Annotated in this window: 18 protein-coding genes; 6 read left to right on the forward strand and 12 right to left on the reverse strand. The window is 61.2% G+C overall.

Going from position 1 to position 19896, the window contains the following annotated elements; genetic code table 11:
* The first annotated feature begins 5 nt into the window (after nucleotides 1–5).
* The 5 genes from J3P91_RS18555 (at nucleotide 6) to cobA (ending at nucleotide 8363) form a co-directional block, all read left to right on the forward strand.
* On the forward strand, nucleotides 6–1676 hold the full coding sequence (locus tag J3P91_RS18555) for a protein kinase domain-containing protein (RefSeq protein ID WP_434601376.1): 1671 nt from the start codon (nucleotides 6–8) through the stop codon (nucleotides 1674–1676).
* 436 nt (nucleotides 1677–2112) lie between these two features.
* Nucleotides 2113–4566: a nitrite reductase large subunit NirB gene (gene nirB / locus J3P91_RS18560; protein ID WP_434601377.1), complete on the forward strand. Its 2454-nt coding sequence runs from the start codon at nucleotides 2113–2115 to the stop codon at nucleotides 4564–4566.
* Complete coding sequence (gene nirD, locus J3P91_RS18565) at nucleotides 4563–4880, forward strand: nitrite reductase small subunit NirD (protein ID WP_434572891.1); 318 nt, start codon at nucleotides 4563–4565, stop codon at nucleotides 4878–4880. Before nirB ends, nirD begins: the two co-directional genes overlap by 4 nt.
* A complete protein-coding gene (locus J3P91_RS18570) occupies nucleotides 4880–7597 on the forward strand; it encodes a nitrate reductase (protein WP_434601378.1) in 2718 nt (905 codons plus the stop codon). The genes nirD and J3P91_RS18570 overlap by 1 nt, the downstream gene beginning before the upstream one ends.
* Before the next feature lie 10 nt (nucleotides 7598–7607).
* Complete coding sequence (gene cobA / locus J3P91_RS18575) at nucleotides 7608–8363, forward strand: uroporphyrinogen-III C-methyltransferase (RefSeq protein ID WP_434601379.1); 756 nt, start codon at nucleotides 7608–7610, stop codon at nucleotides 8361–8363.
* Nucleotides 8364–8508: 145 nt separating this feature from the next.
* On the opposite strand, the gene J3P91_RS18580 is transcribed toward cobA, so the two are convergent.
* The 12 genes from J3P91_RS18580 to ppsA all read right to left on the reverse strand — a co-directional run bounded on the left by J3P91_RS18580 (nucleotide 8509) and on the right by ppsA (nucleotide 18801).
* Nucleotides 8509–8796, reverse strand: coding sequence for a hypothetical protein (locus J3P91_RS18580; protein WP_434605248.1), 288 nt, complete (start codon nucleotides 8794–8796; stop codon nucleotides 8509–8511).
* A 295-nt stretch (nucleotides 8797–9091) separates the two neighbouring features.
* Nucleotides 9092–9283: a nucleoid-structuring protein H-NS gene (locus J3P91_RS18585; RefSeq protein ID WP_434605250.1), complete on the reverse strand. Its 192-nt coding sequence runs from the start codon at nucleotides 9281–9283 to the stop codon at nucleotides 9092–9094.
* 295 nt (nucleotides 9284–9578) lie between these two features.
* Complete coding sequence (locus J3P91_RS18590) at nucleotides 9579–9809, reverse strand: nucleoid-structuring protein H-NS (RefSeq protein WP_434605252.1); 231 nt, start codon at nucleotides 9807–9809, stop codon at nucleotides 9579–9581.
* A gap of 261 nt (nucleotides 9810–10070) precedes the next feature.
* Complete coding sequence (locus J3P91_RS18595) at nucleotides 10071–10262, reverse strand: nucleoid-structuring protein H-NS (RefSeq protein WP_434605253.1); 192 nt, start codon at nucleotides 10260–10262, stop codon at nucleotides 10071–10073.
* Between the two features lie 352 nt (nucleotides 10263–10614).
* Nucleotides 10615–11649 (reverse strand): OmpA family protein, encoded by a 1035-nt coding sequence (locus J3P91_RS18600; RefSeq protein ID WP_058542369.1) that lies wholly within the window; start codon nucleotides 11647–11649, stop codon nucleotides 10615–10617.
* Nucleotides 11650–11756: 107 nt separating this feature from the next.
* Entirely contained in the window at nucleotides 11757–12347 is a 591-nt protein-coding gene (sigX, locus tag J3P91_RS18605; RefSeq protein ID WP_025212681.1) for an RNA polymerase sigma factor SigX, read from the reverse strand.
* Nucleotides 12348–12438: 91 nt separating this feature from the next.
* Complete coding sequence (locus tag J3P91_RS18610; RefSeq protein WP_305499852.1) at nucleotides 12439–13263, reverse strand: mechanosensitive ion channel family protein; 825 nt, start codon at nucleotides 13261–13263, stop codon at nucleotides 12439–12441.
* 2 nt (nucleotides 13264–13265) lie between these two features.
* Complete coding sequence (locus J3P91_RS18615; RefSeq protein WP_014337331.1) at nucleotides 13266–13511, reverse strand: hypothetical protein; 246 nt, start codon at nucleotides 13509–13511, stop codon at nucleotides 13266–13268.
* Nucleotides 13512–13576: 65 nt separating this feature from the next.
* Nucleotides 13577–14572: a zinc transporter ZntB gene (locus J3P91_RS18620; RefSeq protein ID WP_434572885.1), complete on the reverse strand. Its 996-nt coding sequence runs from the start codon at nucleotides 14570–14572 to the stop codon at nucleotides 13577–13579.
* A 25-nt stretch (nucleotides 14573–14597) separates the two neighbouring features.
* Nucleotides 14598–15089, reverse strand: a complete 492-nt coding sequence (gene rraA / locus J3P91_RS18625; protein WP_305499847.1) for a ribonuclease E activity regulator RraA — start codon at nucleotides 15087–15089, stop codon at nucleotides 14598–14600.
* A 126-nt stretch (nucleotides 15090–15215) separates the two neighbouring features.
* On the reverse strand, nucleotides 15216–16205 hold the full coding sequence (locus tag J3P91_RS18630) for an alpha/beta fold hydrolase (RefSeq protein ID WP_434601380.1): 990 nt from the start codon (nucleotides 16203–16205) through the stop codon (nucleotides 15216–15218).
* 220 nt (nucleotides 16206–16425) lie between these two features.
* Nucleotides 16426–18801, reverse strand: coding sequence for a phosphoenolpyruvate synthase (ppsA, locus tag J3P91_RS18635; RefSeq protein ID WP_305501211.1), 2376 nt, complete (start codon nucleotides 18799–18801; stop codon nucleotides 16426–16428).
* A gap of 182 nt (nucleotides 18802–18983) precedes the next feature.
* Here ppsA and ppsR point away from each other — a divergent pair, with 182 nt between their 5' ends.
* Nucleotides 18984–19802, forward strand: coding sequence for a posphoenolpyruvate synthetase regulatory kinase/phosphorylase PpsR (gene ppsR, locus J3P91_RS18640; RefSeq protein ID WP_434572879.1), 819 nt, complete (start codon nucleotides 18984–18986; stop codon nucleotides 19800–19802).
* Nucleotides 19803–19896: the final 94 nt, after the last annotated feature.

A 19896-nucleotide genomic window follows, 5' to 3' on the forward strand; every position in this document is an offset into this window, starting at 1 on the left:
CAACCATGAGCCTGCAACTGAGTTTTGCCGAAGCCAGCGCCACGGGTCCCCGAGAGGAAAACCAGGACGCCCTGCGCCTGGTCACTCCCGCCCCGACCCTGGCCGCCAGCAAGGGTTACCTGTTCGCCATCGCCGACGGCGTGAGCCAATGCGCCGATGGCGGATTGGCCGCGCGTTCGACCTTGCAGGCACTCGCCCTGGACTACTATTCCACGCCGCAGACCTGGGGCGTGGCCCAGGCGCTGGACCGGCTGCTGCTGGCGCAGAATCGCTGGCTGCAAGCCAACGGCGGCGGTCAACCGCTGCTGACCACGGTCAGCGCGCTGGTCCTGCGGGGGCGGCGCTTCACCCTGGCGCACGTCGGCGATTGCCGGGTCTACCGATGGCACGCCGACCATTTGCAACGGGTCAGCGAAGATCACGTCTGGGAACAACAGGGCATGCAACATGTGCTCAAGCGTGCCTTGGGGCTGGATCAGCATTTGATACTCGACTTCCTCGACGGTGAGCTGCGTGAAGATGAAACCTTCGTGCTGCTCAGCGACGGCGTCTGGGCGGTACTGGGAGACACGGCCATTGCCGGCATCCTGCGCGACCAGCCGGACCTGGATCGCGCGGCGCAGACGCTGGTCAACGCCGCGCACCTGGCCGGTAGCCAGGACAACGCCAGCGCGCTGTTGGTGCGGGTCGATGCGGTGGGCGAAGCGAGCATCGGCGACGCGCTGATCCAACTGCAACAGTGGCCGCTGCCCCCTGCACTGAAGGCTGGCCAGGTGTTCGAAGGCTGGCAGATCGAAAGCCTGCTCGGCCAGAGCCAGCAGTCGTTGCTCTACCGGGTACACGATGGTCACGGCCAATCCTGGCTGTTGAAAACCTTGCCCGTGCAGCTACGGGACGACACCCGCGCCGGCCAGGCGCTGTTGTCGGAGGAATGGTTTCTCAAGCGGGTCGCGGGTCGGCAGTTTCCGGAGGTGCATGGCGTCCCCCAGCGCCAACATCTGTACTACGTGATGCGTGAATATTCGGGCGTGACCCTGGCCGAGCTGTTCAACCAAAGCGGTCCGTTGCCCCTGGCTCAATGGCTGGAGCTGGCGCAGCGACTGGTGCGCGCGGTGGGCCTGTTGCATCGAAGACAGATCTACCACCGCGACATCAAGCCGGAAAACCTGCACCAGGGCGACGATGGGGAGTTGCGCTTGCTGGATTTTGGCCTGGCGTACTGCCCCGGTTTGTCCGAAGACCAGGCCAACGTTTTGCCTGGCACCCCCAGCTACATAGCGCCGGAAGCCTTCGGCGGCGCCGCGCCGACGGCGCAACAGGATTTGTATGCGGTCGGCGTGACCTTGTATTTCCTGCTGACCGGGCATTACCCCTACGGCGAAATCGAAGCCTTCCAGCGACCGCGCTTTGGTGTGCCCGTGAGCGCCAATCGTTATCGACCGGACCTGCCCGAATGGCTCGGGCAAAGCCTGGAACGCGCCGTGGCGGCAGACCCTGCGCAGCGCTTTGAAACGGCTGAAGAATGGCTGTTGCAGCTGGAACAGGGCGAGCGGCGAAGCTTGAGCGTAAGGCCCCGGCCATTGCTTGAGCGGGAGCCGCTGAAGGTCTGGCGGACGTTGGCACTGGTGTCGTTGGTGGTGAATGTTGTGTTGTTGTTCTTGGTGTTTCACTCATAACCACCGTGGCGAGGGAGCTTGCTCCCGCTCGAGCGCGCAGCGGTCGCCGTTTTTTTGGGTCTGCTTCGCAGCCCAGCGGGAGCAAGCTCCCTCGCCACAAAAGCCTTCTCGCCAGCCCTGCCACGCTCCATTACCGGGCAACACGCTTTGATTCGGTGCAATAAATCCCCCCGCAACGCGGCCAATCCGCGCCTCCTCCAGTAAATCCAAGCCCTCGCGCCACTTGGCACAACCACTGCATAACCTCTTCCACCATACATAAAGCAACGCCTCCAACGATGAAGGCGGTGCTTCCCGAGAGAACGGGACCAGGACAAAGGCGTCCTCGCTAGTTTGCTAGCGAGACGCCTTTTTTTGTTTTCGAAAAAATTGCCGAGCCAGCCCGAACGCCGTGATGAAACGTGACGAAACCGGTCTGGGCTTGCGGAGAACCCTGATGAAAAAACTCAAACTGGTAATGATCGGCAACGGCATGGCCGGGGTTCGCACCCTCGAGGAACTGCTCAAACTGAGCAACGAGCTCTACGACATCACGGTCTTCGGCGCCGAGCCCCACACCAACTACAACCGCATCCTGCTCTCGCCCGTGCTGGCCGGGGAACAGACATTCGAAGAAATCGTGCTCAACGACCTGAGCTGGTACCTGGACAACAACATCAAGCTGCTGCTCAACCGCAAGGTGGTGGAGATCGACCGGGTCAAGCGCCGGGTCATCGCCGAAGACGGCAGCGAAGCCGAATACGATCGCCTGCTCATCGCCACCGGCTCCACGCCGTTCATCCTGCCGATCCCTGGCAACACTCTGGATGGCGTGATCGGCTACCGCGACATCGCCGACACCCAGGCCATGATCAATACGGCCAAGACCCACAAACACGCGGTGGTCATCGGTGGCGGCCTGCTCGGCCTGGAAGCCGCCAATGGCTTGAAACTGCGCGGCATGGACGTGACCGTGGTGCACATCGGCGAATGGCTGCTGGAACGCCAACTGGACAAGACCAGCGGCCAGCTGCTGCAAACCGCCCTGGAAAACCGTGGACTGAAATTCCGCCTCAGCGAGCAGACCCAGGCCTTGCACGACGCCGGCAACGGCCGGGTCGGCTCGGTCCAGTTCAAGAACGGTGACATCATTCCCGCCGACCTGGTGGTGATGGCTGCCGGTATCCGGCCCAATACCGAACTGGCGGAAAAATCGGGCATTCCGTGCAATCGCGGAATCCTCGTCAACGACACGATGCAAACCTATGACCCGCGCATCTACGCCATCGGCGAGTGCGCCAACCATCGCGGCACCGCCTATGGCCTGGTGGCGCCGCTGTTCGAGCAAGCCAAGGTCTGCGCCAATCACCTCGCGCAACTGGGCTTCGCCACTTACAAGGGTTCGGTGACGTCAACCAAGTTGAAAGTCACCGGCATCGACCTGTTTTCCGCCGGCGACTTCATGGGCGGCGAAGGCACCGAGACCATCACCCTTTCCGACCCGATCGGTGGCGTCTACAAGAAACTGGTGATCAAGGATGACGTGTTGGTGGGTGCCTGCCTGTACGGTGATACCGCGGACGGCGGCTGGTATTTCCGCCAGATCCGTGAGAACCACGGCATCAGCGAGATCCGCGATCACCTGATGTTTGGGGAAAACGCTTTAGGCGACGTCGGCCACCAAGGCCAGGACAAAGCCATGAGCATGGCCGACACCGCCGAAGTCTGCGGCTGCAATGGCGTGTGCAAGGGCACCATCGTCAAGGCGATCCAGGAACACGGCCTGTTCAGCGTCGATGACGTGAAAAAGCACACCAAGGCCGCGAGCTCCTGCGGCTCCTGCGCCGGCCTGGTGGAACAGATCCTGATCAACACCGTCGGCGGCGCGGCGGACGTGAAGCCAAAAAGCGAAAAAGCCATCTGCGGTTGCAGCGACCTCAACCATGGGCAGATCCGCCAGGCGATCCGCGACCAGCACCTGCTGACCATCGCCGGGACCATGGGCTACTTGAACTGGCGCACGCCGAACGGCTGCGCCACTTGCCGTCCGGCCCTGAACTACTACCTGATTTCCACCTGGCCCGGCGAAGCCCAGGATGACCCGCAGTCGCGCCTGATCAACGAACGCGCCCACGCCAACATCCAGAAGGACGGCACCTACTCGGTGGTCCCACGGATGTGGGGCGGCGTGACCAACCCATCCGAGCTGCGCCGCATCGCCGACGTGGCCGACAAATACAACGTGCCCATGGTCAAGGTCACCGGCGGCCAGCGTATCGACCTGCTGGGCATCAGGAAGCAAGACCTGCCCGGCGTCTGGAAAGACCTCGACATGCCGTCCGGCCACGCCTATGGCAAATCCATTCGCACCGTGAAGACTTGCGTGGGCAGCGAGTTCTGCCGCTTCGGCACGCAGAATTCCACCCAATTGGGCATCGAGCTGGAGCACGACCTGTTCAACATGTGGTCGCCGCACAAGGTGAAGCTGGCGGTCTCCGGTTGCCCACGCAACTGCTCGGAAGCTGGCATCAAGGACGTCGGCATCATCGGCGTAGATTCCGGCTGGGAGATGTACATCGGTGGCAACGGCGGGATCAAGACCGAAGTCGCCGAGTTTTTCGTCAAGCTCAAGACCGCCGAAGAAGTGCGCGAATACAACGGCGCCTTCCTGCAGTTGTACCGCGAAGAAGCCTTCTACCTCGAACGCACCGTGCACTACATGCAGCGCGTCGGCATGGAACACATCAAGAAAGCCGTGCTGGAAGACCCGGAGCGGCGCAAGGCCCTGCACGAGCGCCTGAAGTTTTCCCTGTCGCTGGAGCAGGACCCCTGGAAACAACGGCTGGAACAACCGCAACTGAAAAAAGAGTTCGAGGTCATCCCCGTGAAGAACCTGGAGGTACTGGCATGAACTGGCTGGATATCTGCGCGCTGGAAGACATCAACGCCTTGGGCTCACGCATCATCAACGGGCCGAAAGGCGATATCGCGATTTTTCGCACCAGCGACGATGAAGTATTCGCACTCGACGACCGTTGCCCGCACAAGGGCGGTCCGCTGTCCCAAGGATTGATCTACGGCAAGCGCGTGGCCTGCCCGCTGCACAACTGGCAGATCGATCTGGAAACCGGTGAGGCCCAGGCCCCGGACGTGGGCTGCGCCCATCATCATTCGGCCCGCGTCGAGAACGGCCGGGTGATGCTGGCCCTGCGGGACGCAAGCTGATGAACCGCCAGACGACTGCCTCGACCTGCTGTTATTGCGGGGTCGGTTGCGGCGTGCTGATCGAACATGACGGCGAGCGTATTCTCGGCGTCAGTGGCGATCCCACCCATCCGGCCAACTTCGGCAAACTGTGCAGCAAGGGCTCGACCCTGCACTTGACCGGCGACCTCGCCGCGCGCGCCCTCTATCCCGAACTGCGGCTGGGCAAAGGCCTGGCCCGTGGCCGTACCGATTGGGACAGCGCCCTGGACCATGCCGCCAACGTCTTCGCCGAGACGATTGCCGAACACGGACCGGACAGCGTGGCCTTCTACATCTCCGGCCAACTGCTGACCGAGGATTACTACGCCTTCAACAAACTCGCCCGGGCGCTGGTCGGTACCAACAACATCGACAGCAATTCCCGGCTGTGCATGTCTTCCGCCGTGGTGGGCTACAAGCGCAGCCTGGGCGCCGACGCGCCACCGTGCAGCTATGAGGATCTGGAGCTGAGCGACTGCGTGATGATCGTCGGCAGTAACATGGCCTACGCCCATCCCATCCTGTTTCGTCGGCTCGAAGAAGCCAAATCCCGCCGGCCGCAGATGAAAGTCATCGTCATCGACCCTCGGCGCACCGACACCTGCGACCTGGCAGACCTGCACCTGGCGATCCTGCCTGGCACCGATGTCGCCTTGTTCCACGGGATCTTGCATCTGCTGCTGTGGGAAGACTGGGTCGACCGCAGCTTCATCAAGGCCCACACCGAAGGCCTGGCGGACCTGAAGAACCTGGTGCGCGACTACACCCCCGCCATGGTTGCCCAGCTGTGCGGGATCAGCGTCGAGCAACTGCACCAATGCGCCGAGTGGGTCGGCACCTCGCCAAGTTTCCTCTCGTTGTGGTGCATGGGCTTGAACCAGTCGACTGCCGGCAGCGCAAAAAACAGCGCGCTGATCAATCTGCACCTGGCCACCGGCCAGATCGGCCGACCGGGCGCGGGACCGTTCTCGCTGACCGGCCAGCCCAACGCCATGGGCGGCCGCGAAACCGGCAGCCTGTCCAACCTACTGCCGGGCCATCGCGAAGCCGGCAATCCGGAGCATCGCGCCGAGGTCGCCAGCTATTGGGGCGTTGAGCAACTGCCAAGCACCACCGGCTTGAGCGCCATCGAATTGTTCGAGCAGGTTCGCAGCGGCAAGATCAAGGCCCTGTGGATCGCCTGCACCAACCCGGCCCAGTCGATGCCGGACCAGGCCGCCGTCCGCGAAGCCCTGCAAGCCTGCCCGTTCGTGGTGTTGCAAGAGGCCTTCCGGACTACCGAAACCGCCGCCTTTGCCGACCTGCTGCTGCCGGCGGCCAGTTGGGGCGAAAAAGAAGGCTCGGTCACCAACTCCGAACGACGCATTTCCCACGTTCGCCGGGCGATAAACGCACCGGGTGAAGCTCGGCCGGACTGGGCGATCACGGTGGATTTCGCACAACGACTGGAGAAACGCCTGCGCCCCGGCCAGCCCAGCCTGTTCGCCTTTGAAACCCCGGCCCATTTGTTCGATGAATACAAGCCACTGACCCGTGGCCGCGACCTGGACCTGTCCGGCATCAGCCATGACGTGATCGACCGCCTCGGCCCTCAGCAATGGCCCTTCCCGGAGGGCGCCACGGTCGGAACGGCGCGCTTGTACGGGGACGGGATTTTCCCGACTGACAGCGGCCGCGCCCGATTCGTGGCCGACCCTTATCGCGCCGCCAAGGAATTGCGCGACGCACGCTACCCCCTGACGCTGAACACCGGTCGGCTGCGCGACCAGTGGCACGGGATGAGCCGTACCGGTACCGCCGCGCAGTTATTCGGCCATGTGAACGAAGCGGTGCTCAGCCTGCATCCCGACGAATTGCTTCGCCATCGCCTGCAGTCTGGCGACCTGGTCAGCCTCAAGAGCCGTCGCGGCAGCGTGATCGTGGCCGTGGACAGCGACGACAGCGTGCGCCCCGGCCAGGCCTTCCTGCCCATGCACTGGGGCGACCGGTTTCTCAAGGGCGGGGTCAACACCCTGACTCAACCGGCATTCGACCCGTTGTCGAAACAGCCGGAACTCAAGCACAGCGGCGTACGCCTGGAACCGGTGAACCTGCCCTGGCAGCTTTTCGCTCTGGTTGAAGGCAATGTTCAACAGCATCTGGAGGTGTTGCGTCCGCTGTGTGAGGCGTTTGCCTACGTCAGCCTTAGCCTGACCGGCCGCGACCGTCCCGCGTTGCTGATACGCGCTGCCAGCGCCGTGGCGCCCGAACCGCAGCTTTTGCAGGCGATCGACGAACAGCTGGGACTGATCGAAGGTCCGGTCCTGGCCTATGACGACCCGCGCCGCGCCATTGGCAAGCGGGTACGGATCGAAAACAGCCGCATCACCGCCATTCGCCTGGCCGGCGAAACCCTGGCCCGGCACTGGTTGCAAAACCTCTGGTTGGAAGGGCGCGCCGACGACCAGTTGCGGCGCTGGCTGCTGGCCCCCTTGAGCGCACCGCCGGGTAACACCGGCGCCGCCACGGCTGGTGGGAAGACGCTGTGCAACTGCATGAATGTCAGCCAGCGTGCGGTTTGCGCGGGCATCGAGCGCGGCCTGGATTTGCAGGGCCTGAAAAAAGAACTGGGCTGCGGCACGCAGTGCGGTTCCTGCGTACCGGAAATCAAGCGCCTGCTGGTTGCCACCGCGCAACCGGTCGCCGCTATCTCGTGAGGAAAACACTATGAACGCAAAAGTCTGGCTGGTAGGTGCGGGTCCTGGCGACCCTGAATTGCTGACCCTCAAAGCCGTGCGCGCCCTGGGCGAGGCCGACGTGGTGTTGATCGACGACCTGGTCAACGACGCGGTGCTGGAGCATTGCCCCAGTGCGCGCATCATCGCCGTCGGCAAGCGCGGCGGCTGCCGCTCCACTCCCCAGGCGTTCATCCACCGGCTGATGTTGCGTTATGCCCGCCAAGGCAAATGCGTGGTGCGCCTCAAAGGCGGCGACCCGTGCATCTTCGGCCGGGGCGGTGAAGAAGCCCAGTGGCTGCGCGAGCACGGTGTCGAGGTGGAGCTGGTCAATGGCATCACCGCCGGTCTTGCGGGCGCGACCCAGTGCGACATCCCACTGACCCTGCGCGGGGTTGCCCGGGGCGTGACCCTGGTAACGGCTCACACCCAGGACGGCAGCAGCCTGAACTGGCAAGCCCTGGCGCAAAGTGGCACGACCTTGGTGGTGTACATGGGCGTGGCGAAACTGAGCGAGATCCGCGAGCAACTGCTGGCCGGCGGACTGGCAGCGGACACGCCGGTAGCGATGATCGAAAACGCCTCCCTGCCCCATCAACGTGACTGCCGCAGCGACCTGGCCTCGATGGAGACCGATGCCGTCGCGTTTCAACTCAAGAGCCCGGCGATCCTGGTAATTGGCGCGGTGGCCGGTGCAGCCGAACTGGCTGCCTCCCCGCCGGTCTTCGCCCAGGCATCAGCCCAGTAACAGACAACCCCTTACCCAACGTGGGAGCGAGCCTGCTCGCGATGGCAATCTACCGGCAACCTCAATGGCGACTGACACACCGCATTCGCGAGCAGGCTCGCTCCCACAGTTAGATCGGGGCAAAGCTGAAGAGACAGGCCGCCTATCAGACCGCCTCGCTCTTGAACCTGAACCTGAACCTGATCTTGATCTTGATCCTGATCTTGATCCTGATCTTGATCCTGATCTTGATCCTGATCCTGATCTTGATCTTGATCCTGATCTTGATCTTGATCTTGATCTTGATCTTGATCTGAAACGCCCCGTTAACCACGCTGGCCGAACGCAGGCATTGTGCAGTGGGCATCCCGGCATGGATGCCGGGATAGCCGCGCTGGGCCAGGGACGGCCCTTCGCGGCGGGCCCACGGAGCAATGCCGGAGTGAGGGCACACCGAGCCTAAGCGAGGTGCCGAGTGGTGGGGCAAAGCCTTTTTGGTTACTTTTTTGGCGTCTGAAAAAAGTGACCCGCCGTAAGGGCGGAACCCTAAGCAGCCGTGACCGCAGCAATGGATATGTACCCCGTCAACAAACCCCAGGCCGACTGTCAGGCCGCCATCGCGAGCAAGCTCGCTCCCACAATAGAATCGGGGCACGTCCGGTAAAGATATGCCGGTTGAAAAGCCGCATTCGCGAGCAGGCTCGCTCCCACAGTTAGATCGGGGTAAAGCTGAAGAGACAGGCCGCCTATCAGACCGCCTTGATCTTGATCTTGATCCTGATCCTGATCTTGATCTTGATCTGAAACGCCCCGTTAACCACGCTGGCCGAACGCAGGCATTGTGCAGTGGGCATCCCGGCATGGATGCCGGGATAGCCGCGCTGGGCCAGGGACGGCCCTTCGCGGCGGGCCCACGGAGCAATGCCGGAGTGAGGGCACACCGAGCCTTGGCGAGGTGCCGAGTGGTGGGGCAAAGCCTTTTTGGTTACTTTTTTGGCGTCTGAAAAAAGTGACCCGCCGTAAGGGCGGAACCCTAAGCAGCCGTTAAAGCAGCAACGGATATGTACCCAGTCAACTAAACCCTGGCCGACTGTCAGGCCGCCATCGCGAGCAAGCTCGCTCCCACAATAGAATCGGGGCACGTCCGGTAAAGATATGCCGGTTGAAAAGCCGCATTCGCGAGCAGGCTCGCTCCCACAGTTAGATCGGGGTAAAGCTGAAGAGACAGGCCGCCTATCAGACCGCCTTGATCTTGATCTTGATCTTGATCCTGATCCTGATCTTGATCTTGATCTGAAACGCCCCGTTAACCACGCTGGCCGAACGCAGGCATTGTGCAGTGGGCATCCCGGCATGGATGCCGGGATAGCCGCGCTGGGCCAGGGACGGCCCTTCGCGGCGGGCCCACGGAGCAATGCCGGAGTGAGGGCACACCGAGCCTTGGCGAGGTGCCGAGTGGTGGGGCAAGCGTTTTTGGTTACTTTTTTGGCGTCTGAAAAAAGTGACCCGCCGTAAGGGCGGAACCCTAAGCAGCCGTTACCGCAGCAACGGATATGTACCCCGTCAACAAACCCCAGGCCGACTGTCAGGCCGCCATCGCGAGCAAGCTCGCTCCCACAATAGAATCGGAGTACGACCGGTAAAGATATGCCGGTTGAAAAGCCGCATTCGCGAGCAGGCTCGCTCCCACAGTTAGATCGGGGTAAAGCTGAAGAGACAGACCGCCTATCAGACCGCCTTGCTCTTGATCCTGATCTTGATCTTGGTCTTGATCTTGATCTGAAACGCCCCGTTAACCACGCTGGCCGAACGCAGGCATTGTGCAGTGGGCATCCCGGCATGGATGCCGGGATAGCCGCGCTGGGCCAGGGACGGCCCTTCGCGGCGGGCCCACGGAGCAATGCCGGAGTGAGGGCACACCGAGCCTAAGCGAGGTGCCGAGTGGTGGGGCAAAGCCTTTTTGGTTACTTTTTTGGCGTCTGAAAAAAGTGACCCGCCGTAAGGGCGGAACCCTAAGCAGCCGTTACCGCAGCAACGGATATGTACCCCGTCAACAAACCCCAGGCCGACTGCCAGGCCGCCATCGCGAGCAAGCTCGCTCCCACAATAGAATCGGAGTACGACCGGTAAAGATATGCCGGTTGAAAAGCCGCATTCGCGAGCAGGCTCGCTCCCACAGGTTCCAGGTTTTTCCAGCCCGGCCACTGATCCACCAAATCGCAGGCAAAGAAAAGCCCGGCCTGAGCCGGGCTTTTCCAAAGCTTTGGGCTAATTACTTAGCTTGGGCTTCAACCTGCGCTTCTACGCGACGGTTAACTGCACGACCAGCTTCAGTGGCGTTGTCGGCAACTGGGCGGGATTCGCCGTAGCCAACAGACTGAACGCGGGACGATTCAACACCGTACTGGTTGGTCAGAACCTGCTTGACGGCGTTTGCACGACGCTCGGACAGCTTCTGGTTGTAAGCGTCAGGACCGACGGAGTCAGTGTGACCTTCAACAGTGGTGCTGGTGGATGGGTACTGCTTCATGAAATCAGCCAGGTTCTTGATGTCGCCGTAGCTGTTTTCTTTAACGACCGACTTGTCGAAGTCGAACTTGACGTCCAGCTCAACACGTACGACTTCAGCAACAGCTGGGCAGCCATCAGCGTCAACGGTTACGTTGGCTGGGGTGTCAGGGCACTTGTCGACGTTGTCGCACACGCCATCGTTGTCGCTGTCGGAGCAGACTTCAGCAGGTGCTGGAACTGGAGCAGCGGCTGGCTTGGAACCGCCACCGAAGTTCACACCGATACCAACGCTAGGCGCCCACTCGGTGTCGCCCTGGTCGATGTTGTACTGAGCTTCAACGCCGGCACGGGCGTAGAAGTTGTCAGTGAAATACAGCTTGGCGCCGCCACCAACGTTGGCGAAGGTAGAACGGTTACGACCGTTGCTGCCATTCTGGTCGATGCTCTGGTCCGAGAAACCGGCAGAGACGTAAGGACGCAGCATGTCGCCTGGGTTGTTGAAGTGGTACAGAGCGTCCAGAGCGGTGTTGGCGCCCTTGACGTTAGTGCCGTCGTCGGTACGTGCGTTGTGCACTTCGTCGTAGGCCAGACGCAGTTCAACGTCGTCGGTCAGGAAGTAACCAACCGAACCGCCAAACAGGTTGCCGTTGTTCTTGAAATCACGAGCGCTGTCGAACATTTCTTTCTTGGCGAAGCCTTCGATTTCAACTGCGCCTTGGCCTTGTGCCAGAGCGCCGAACGAAGTGGCAGCAATCAAAGAACCAATGGCAAAGCCCAAGGTGTTTTTCAGTTTCATCCGTTAAATCCCCATCTGGTGATTGTGAAGCAGTCCCGCAAACCGGGGGACAACTCGGCGGCAAGTCTATCAGAACTTGCCTACACGTAAGAGATATTTGCGCCGAACTAAGTTTCGGCAATGCCTGCAAATTTCTCACGCAGCTTATCGAGCGCGCGCTTGTAACGCATTTTTGTCGCGCTCAAACCCATATGCATTATGTCTGCGATCTCCTGGAATTCCAGTTCTGCGACAAATCGTAGCACCAGAATCTCCCGATCGATCGGGTTCACATAAACCAGCCAGCGGTCGAGCCCACCCTTTTCCTCGGGCTTGGGCGCCTTCTCTTCAGACGCTTCCTCGAGGGGGTCCAGGCTCAAAGCGTCCATCAAGCGACGCTTTCGCCGTTCCTTTCGATACTGCGTGATGCATTCGTTGTAGGTGATGCTGTACAGCCAGGTCTTGAACTTCGATTTCCCCTCGAAGTTCTTCAACCCGTAAAGCACCTTCAACATCACCTCCTGACAGACATCATCAGCATCGCGATCGTTCCCAAGATATCGTGCACAAACGTTAAATAAAGTTCTCTGGTAACGGCGCATCAACTCTTCATAGGCGCGCGTGACGTGGAACAGCTCCGTATGCGCGCGCGCGACCAACTCCTCATCAGAGAGATCACGGGGGTCGTAGCGCGTGGATAGCGATTGGGGTTTGTTCAAAACAAGTCGGGCCGACAGTCTAGGTCAATGTGCGCCGCAACCCGCCGTGGCGGGCATTTTGCGGCGGCATACATTAGCAGGATTTGCCGGGTTAGCGGCTACTCACATGCTGCTCCAGCAGGATCCGATTAGACAGCGATACCAGTTCGCCCTCCTCGGTCAGCAATGTGGTTTTCACCGTGCCGATCTCTTCGATCTGGCCTTCGACCTCGCCAACACGCACTTGTTGCCCAACCTCATACAATTCACGCACATAGATTCCCGCAAGAATCTGACCGGCGATTTCCCGGCTCCCCAACCCCATTGCCAGCGCGACTGCCAGACCAACGGTAATCAGGACGATCACGATCACGTGGTTGAGCAGGTCCGTCTTGACCTCCAACTGGCTGATCGCAACCGAAATACTGATGATGATCACCAGGCCCTGGGCGATACGCCCAACGCCCGAGGCATAGTCCAGCCCGACGCCCTCGGCCGCGCCACGCACCAGCCCGTTGGCCAGTTGCGCCAGCAGTACACCCACCAGCAGCACCAACGCGGCACCGAAGACCTTTGGCAGATAGAGCGCAAGCATGTCGAGCGTAGCCGAGACCCGCTCCAGCCCCAGGGACTCAGCCGCCGAAACCAGAAAAATAAGGAGGACGAACCAGTAGACGATCTTGCCCACCAGCGTCGAGATCGGAACCTGGATGCCGCCCCGCGACAGCAACTTGGTCAGGCCGGTACCGCCCATCAGGCGGTCAAGGCCAAGTTTGGCGAGCAATTTTGAGAGCAGCGTGTCGAGGAGCTTGGCCACCACGAAACCTAGCAACAGCACCACCAGGGCGCCAAAGAGGTTGGGGATGAAGTTAGCCACTTTGGTCCACAACGCAGTCATTGCCGTGACGAGGCTCTGGGTCCAGAGATCAAGTTCCATATTCAGTCAGCCTTATCAGCGGTGCGAGTAACGGGTTTGCGACGGGAGACCGGCGAGACATGGGCCGACCCGTTGTTCAGAGCGATCATCAGCGCGGGCAGCCAGCGGCCCAGCAGGCTGAAAAGATCACCGGCGCCAACCTGACGGTTGGCGGTTTTGAGTACGCGTCCCAGGCATGCGTCGTCGTCCCGGCTGGACGGCGAGGCCTTGAGCATGTCGCGCAGAGACTGTTCAAACGGATCGTGCATACGCGCACCTCTCGTGATGTCTGTGGAAGACGCGATCAGATTTCGTCGGGTCACATGAAGCCTCGTCACACCCAGCGCAAACGGCGAAACAGCCACCACTGCCCGAGGGCCACGCACAGCATCAACAGGCAGGCAACGAGGAAACCGTAGGGGCTTTCCGAAAACGGAATGCCGCCGACATTGATCCCCAGCAGCCCGGTGAGAAAGCTCATCGGCAGAAAGATGCCGGTGATGATGCCGAAGCGATACATCGTACGGTTCATGCGCACCGAAAGACGCCGGTCCTCGGCCTCCAGCACAAGCCCCACGCGCTCCCGGGTCAACTCCAGCTCTTCCAGGTAACGGGTCAGGCTGTTGTTCAATTCATTCCAGTAGTCGCCGTCGTCCTCGACGAACCAGGGCAATTTGATCCGTGACATCTGGCCGAAGATATCCCGCTGCGGGGCCAGGAATCGCTTCAGTCCGGCCGCCCTTCGACGGATATGCAAAATGGCGTCGTGCTCGGGAGTGTACCGTTCGTCGGTATCGAGTTTTTCCTCCTCGCCGTCGACGATTTCCGAGAGACAGGTGACCAGGTCCTGGACTTTGTTGGTCAGGTATTGCGCCATATAAAGGATGAGTTCCGAAGCCGTCTTGGGCCCCTTGCCCTCGGCCAGTTCCGCCAGCAACTCATCGGTGGCGCGCAACGGGCGCAAACGCAGGGAAATCACCCGCTGGGCCGAGGCGAAGATGCGCACCGAGACCATGTCTTCCGGTTCCGCGCCCGGGTTGAGGTTGATCCCGCGAAGAAACAGCAGCAGCTCGGCATTGGGCAGCGGCAGCAGGCGCGGCCGGGTGTTCTCTTCCAGCAACAGGTCGCAATTGAATTCGCTCAGGCCGCTGGATTTGCGCAACCACGTGTGGGTTTGCGGATGACTGCGGTCCCAATGCAGCCACAGGCTTTCATGAGCCTGCAACTGCAAGTCGTCCAGTTCGGTCCGGGCTATCGAACGCGCGCCGCCTTTACCATCCAGCACCAGGGCATGCACCAATCCCCACTGCGCGTTTTCTTCCTCGAACATCCTCATCCCTTATGGCTGTAGCGCTTCATTCAGGCATTTTCAGCGGGCTCGGCGAAACAATCACGCCGTTGTTGTCCGCATAGACATACTCGCCCGGGCGAAACGTCACGCCAGCGAAGGTCACCGGTACATTAAGATCACCAATGCCGCGCTTGTCGGTTTTCATCGGGTGGCTGGCCAGGGCCTGGACCCCGAGGTCGGTCTGGGCAATGACGTCGACATCGCGGATGCAGCCGTAGATCACCAGCCCTTCCCAGCCATTCTTCGCCGCTTTCTCGGCCAGCATGTCACCCAACAGGGCCCGCCGCAGCGACCCGCCACCGTCGACGACCAGCACCTTGCCCTTGCCTTCGAGTTCAACCTGTTCCTTGACCAGTGAATTGTCTTCGAAGCACTTGATGGTCACGATTTCACCACCAAAGGAGTCGCGGCCACCGAAATTGCTGAACATCGGTTCCAACACCTGCACCAGGTCCGGGTAGGTATCGCACAGGTCGGGCGTGAGGTAATGGTTCATCGGGCAGCTCCTGCAAGGGTTGGACGTCTGGCTGAATGAATAACCGTTTGTGACCGAAATAACGTAGCGCGTCATATCTTAGCCGCAAGCCGACCAGAGCGGAATGCCCTTGTCAGAGCCTTCCCCTCAAACCGCTTCGGCCAGGCGAGGCTGTTCTGTCGACAGCGGCGCGCGCTGATCTTCCAGCCAGCGCGCCACCAGCGGCCAGACCTCGGCTTGCGCGGCTTTGCTGACAAGCATTTCGACATGACCGAAATCCTCACCGAAGCCCTGCGCCCGGCCCAGGCAGACAAACTGCTTGCGCTCGGAACCGATCTGCTCGAAAAGTTTTCGACACGCCCAGGTCGGATCCTGCTGATCGCCGGCGGCACTCACCGCCAGTACCGGCACTTGCACGTCCGCAAGGCCAGCCCACCAGTTCTTCTCGGCATCGCCGAAACGCCCGAACAGGCCATACCAGCGCATGCTCTCCAGAGCCAGGCCGATAGGCTCGTCTTCCGGGCCGCGTTTGAGCCTTGGGCCGGACAATTGGGCAAAACGCTTGAGAATGAAGCGCCCGCTCCACTCCACCGGGGGGATTTTCAAGGGCCAGTACGTGCGGCTGACCTGGGTGCCGAAAAAAGCTGCCGACGCCACGGCGGGCTCGCCCAGGTAATGGCCGCCCAAGGCTGCCGCCAGGGTGATGCCACCCAACGAATGGCCAATCCAGTGGGGCACTTGCCCGCTTTGCTCGCGCACAAAGGCGCCGATGGCCGGCAGATCGTAACGGGCGTAGTCCGCGACCCGGTTATTGCGGTAGCCCTGGTTGCGCTGGGATAACCCATGGCCACGCATCTCGGGAATCCAGACATCGAACCCCAGGCGCACCAGGTACGCCCCAAGCCCCAGGCCCTTGGGCGAATACCAGAAGCGCCGGTTGGAAAAACTGCCGTGGAGCAGGATCACCGGAACACCACGGACCTCGCCGGCATCGGCCATGCCCAGGCGGGTAACGGCCACTTCGACGCTGTAGTCCGGGCTGTTGCCAGGTTTCAGGCGATACACATCTTCGCTCAGATCACCGCGTCGCTCGGCGCTGATCAGGGCGACAGGAAATAGGTTGCTGCTGCTTTGCATGATCTTCTTGCACAAAAAAGGGCGGCGTCCTGGTGGAGCCCGCCCTGCTTCAAATCAAAAGGGGTCCGGGAGATTGGTCGCCCGCGAACCTGTGGGAGCGAGCCTGCTCGCGAAGACGATGGGTCAGAACCCGTATCGGCTGACACTCCGCAATCGCGAGCAGGCTCGCTCCCACAAGGCATTCCCCGGTTTACATCACCAGCGAAGCCCCTTCACTCAATCAGACCGCAGCCTGACCCTCAGCCAGGAAGAACCAGGTTTCCAGCACGGAGTCCGGGTTCAACGAAACGCTCTCGATGCCCTGCTCCATCAGCCACTTGGCCAGGTCCGGGTGGTCGGAAGGGCCCTGGCCGCAGATGCCGATGTATTTACCGGCCTTGTTACAGGCGGCAATCGCATTGGCCAGCAGCTTCTTGACCGCCGGGTTACGCTCGTCGAACAGGTGGGCGATGATCCCGGAGTCGCGGTCCAGGCCCAGGGTCAACTGGGTCAGGTCGTTGGAACCGATGGAGAAGCCGTCGAAGAACTCAAGGAACTCTTCGGCCAGGATCGCGTTGGACGGCAGCTCGCACATCATGATCACGCGCAAGCCGTTTTCGCCACGGGCCAGGCCGTTTTCCGCCAGCAGGTCGACCACCTGGCTCGCTTCGCCGAGGGTGCGCACGAACGGCACCATGATCTCGACGTTGGTCAGGCCCATCTCGTTACGCACGCGCTTCAGAGCCCGGCATTCGAGCTCGAAGCAGTCACGGAACGACTCGCTGATGTAGCGCGAAGCCCCGCGGAAGCCCAGCATCGGGTTCTCTTCTTCCGGCTCGTAGAGCTTGCCGCCGATCAGGTTGGCGTACTCGTTGGACTTGAAGTCCGACAGGCGCACGATGACTTTTTTCGGCGAGAACGCCGCCGCCAGAGTACTGATGCCTTCCACCAGCTTCTCGACGTAGAAACCGACCGGATCGTCGTAGCCGGCAATGCGCTTGTCGACGCTATCCTTGATTTCCTGCGGCAGGCCGTCGTAGTTCAGCAGCGCCTTGGGGTGCACGCCGATCATGCGGTTGATGATAAACTCCAGGCGGGCCAGGCCCACGCCGGCATTCGGCAACTGCGCGAAGTCGAAGGCGCGGTCCGGGTTGCCGACGTTCATCATGATCTTGAACGGCAGCTCCGGCATCGCGTCCACGGAGTTCTTCTTGATGTCGAAGCCCAGCTCGCCTTCGAAGATGTAGCCGGTATCGCCTTCGGCGCAGGAAACAGTGACGCCCTGGCCGTCCTTGAGCAATTGGGTGGCGTTGCCGCAACCAACAACCGCCGGGATGCCCAGCTCACGGGCGATGATTGCCGCGTGGCAGGTACGCCCGCCGCGATTGGTGACGATGGCGCTGGCGCGCTTCATGACCGGTTCCCAGTCCGGGTCGGTCATGTCGGAAACCAGTACGTCGCCGGCCTGGACCTTGTCCATCTCCGAGACGTCCTTGATGATCCGCACCTTGCCCGCGCCAATGCGCTGGCCGATGGCCCGGCCTTCCACCAGCACGGTGCCGGTTTCCTTGAGCAGGTAGCGCTCCATGACGTTGGCCTGGGTGCGGCTCTTCACGGTTTCCGGGCGGGCCTGGACGATGTACAGCTTGCCGTCGTCACCGTCCTTGGCCCACTCGATGTCCATCGGGCACTTGTAGTGTTTCTCGATGGTCATCGCCTGCTTGGCCAGTTCACTGACTTCGGCGTCGGTCAGGCAGAAGCGCGCGCGATCAGCCTTGTCCACATCAACGGTCTTGACCGAACGACCGGCCTTGGCCTCGTCGCCGTAGATCATCTTGATCGCCTTGCTGCCGAGGTTGCGACGCAGGATGGCGGGGCGGCCGGCTTCCAGGGTGCCTTTGTGGACATAAAATTCGTCCGGGTTCACCGCGCCCTGCACGACGGTTTCACCCAGGCCGTAGGCGCCGGTGATGAACACCACGTCACGAAAGCCCGACTCGGTGTCGAGGGTGAACATCACACCGGCGGTGCCGGTTTCGGAGCGGACCATGCGCTGCACGCCGGCGGACAGGGCGACCAGCTTGTGGTCGAAGCCCTGGTGCACGCGGTAGGAAATCGCACGGTCGTTGAAGAGGGAAGCGAAGACTTCCTTGGCGGCCCGGATGACGTTTTCCACGCCACGGATGTTCAGGAAGGTCTCCTGCTGACCGGCGAACGAGGCGTCCGGCAGGTCTTCAGCGGTGGCCGAGGAGCGGACGGCGACGGCGATGTCGGGATTGCCTTCGGACAGCTTGGCGAAAGCAGTACGGATCTCGGCGTTGAGTTTCTCGGGGAACTCGGCTTCCATGATCCATTGGCGGATCTGGGCGCCGGTCCTGGCCAGGGCATTGACATCATCGACGTCGAGGGCGTCGAGCGCATCGTGGATCTGCTGGTTCAGGCCGCTCAGTTCCAGGAAATCACGATATGCCTGGGCGGTCGTGGCGAAGCCACCTGGCACCGAGACACCGGCGCCGGCGAGGTTACTGATCATCTCGCCCAGGGATGCGTTCTTGCCCCCCACATGCTCTACATCATGGACGCCGAGCTTATCGAGGGAAACTACGTACTCTACCAAGGTGATCTCTCCACTGACTGTGTTGGAAAAGCTCAAGTACCGGCAGCTCCAGGGAGCAATCGCCGGCGATATGGCCTGGACCTGGAAAATAAGTGAGAATGCGGGCCACGGGCGGCCGGCAAATCGCGCCTATCATATCCAAGAATCGTTACTAGCTCACTAGCTTAAGGCCCAAGGCGCAAATGAAACGATCCGCTTTCTTTATCTCCGACGGCACCGGCATCACGGCCGAAACGCTGGGCCAGAGCCTGTTGGCGCAGTTCGAAAACATAACCTTCACCAAGCTGACACGGCCGTATATAGACAGCGTCGACAAGGCGCGGGCCATGGTACAGCAAATCAATAAAGCCGCCGAAACCGACGGTTTTCGCCCGATCATCTTCGATACCATCGTCAATCAGGACATCCGTGAGATTCTCGCAACGTCCAATGGTTTCATGATCGACATTTTTTCCACGTTCCTGGCGCCGCTGGAGCAGGAACTGAGCGAACACTCCTCCTACTCGGTCGGCAAGTCCCATTCCATTGGCCACAACTCCAACTACATGGAGCGGATCGAGGCGGTCAACTTCGCGCTGGACAACGACGACGGCGCCCGCACGCATTATTACGACAAGGCCGACCTGATCCTAGTGGGTGTGTCGCGCTGTGGTAAGACGCCGACGTGTCTGTACATGGCGATGCAATTTGGGATCCGCGCGGCCAACTATCCGCTGACCGAAGACGACATGGAGCGGCTGCAACTGCCCAACGCCTTGCGCGCCCATCAGCACAAGCTGTTCGGCCTGACCATCGACCCGGACCGGCTCACCGCGATCCGCAACGAGCGCAAGCCCAACAGCCGCTATTCGAGCTATGCCCAGTGCGAATTCGAAGTGCGCGAAGTCGAAAACCTGTTCCGGCGGGAGAATATTCCCCACATCAACTCCACGCATTTTTCCGTGGAGGAGATTTCGGCGAAGATCCTGGTGGAGAAAGGGGTGGAGCGGCGGTTCAAGTAATCTAGACGCCCAAAACCAAAACCTGTGGGAGCGAGCTTGCTCGCGATAGCGGTGGACCAGCAACATTAATGCCGGCTGACTCTCCGCTATCGCG

Source organism: Pseudomonas sp. Z4-7 (genome assembly GCF_051131965.1).
GTDB lineage: Bacteria > Pseudomonadota > Gammaproteobacteria > Pseudomonadales > Pseudomonadaceae > Aquipseudomonas.

Bases quoted from the DNA above. Each gene is read 5' to 3' on its own strand.
- J3P91_RS18555 (WP_434601376.1), top strand. From the start codon at position 6: ATGAGCCTGCAACTGAGTTTTGCCGAAGCCAGCGCCACGGGTCCCCGA.
- nirB (WP_434601377.1), top strand. From the start codon at position 2,113: ATGAAAAAACTCAAACTGGTAATGATCGGCAACGGCATGGCCGGGGTT.
- nirD (WP_434572891.1), top strand. From the start codon at position 4,563: ATGAACTGGCTGGATATCTGCGCGCTGGAAGACATCAACGCCTTGGGC.
- J3P91_RS18570 (WP_434601378.1), top strand. From the start codon at position 4,880: ATGAACCGCCAGACGACTGCCTCGACCTGCTGTTATTGCGGGGTCGGT.
- cobA (WP_434601379.1), top strand. From the start codon at position 7,608: ATGAACGCAAAAGTCTGGCTGGTAGGTGCGGGTCCTGGCGACCCTGAA.
- J3P91_RS18600 (WP_058542369.1), bottom strand. From the start codon at position 11,649: ATGAAACTGAAAAACACCTTGGGCTTTGCCATTGGTTCTTTGATTGCT.
- J3P91_RS18610 (WP_305499852.1), bottom strand. From the start codon at position 13,263: ATGGAACTTGATCTCTGGACCCAGAGCCTCGTCACGGCAATGACTGCG.
- J3P91_RS18615 (WP_014337331.1), bottom strand. From the start codon at position 13,511: ATGCACGATCCGTTTGAACAGTCTCTGCGCGACATGCTCAAGGCCTCG.
- J3P91_RS18620 (WP_434572885.1), bottom strand. From the start codon at position 14,572: ATGTTCGAGGAAGAAAACGCGCAGTGGGGATTGGTGCATGCCCTGGTG.
- rraA (WP_305499847.1), bottom strand. From the start codon at position 15,089: ATGAACCATTACCTCACGCCCGACCTGTGCGATACCTACCCGGACCTG.
- J3P91_RS18630 (WP_434601380.1), bottom strand. From the start codon at position 16,205: ATGCAAAGCAGCAGCAACCTATTTCCTGTCGCCCTGATCAGCGCCGAG.
- ppsR (WP_434572879.1), top strand. From the start codon at position 18,984: ATGAAACGATCCGCTTTCTTTATCTCCGACGGCACCGGCATCACGGCC.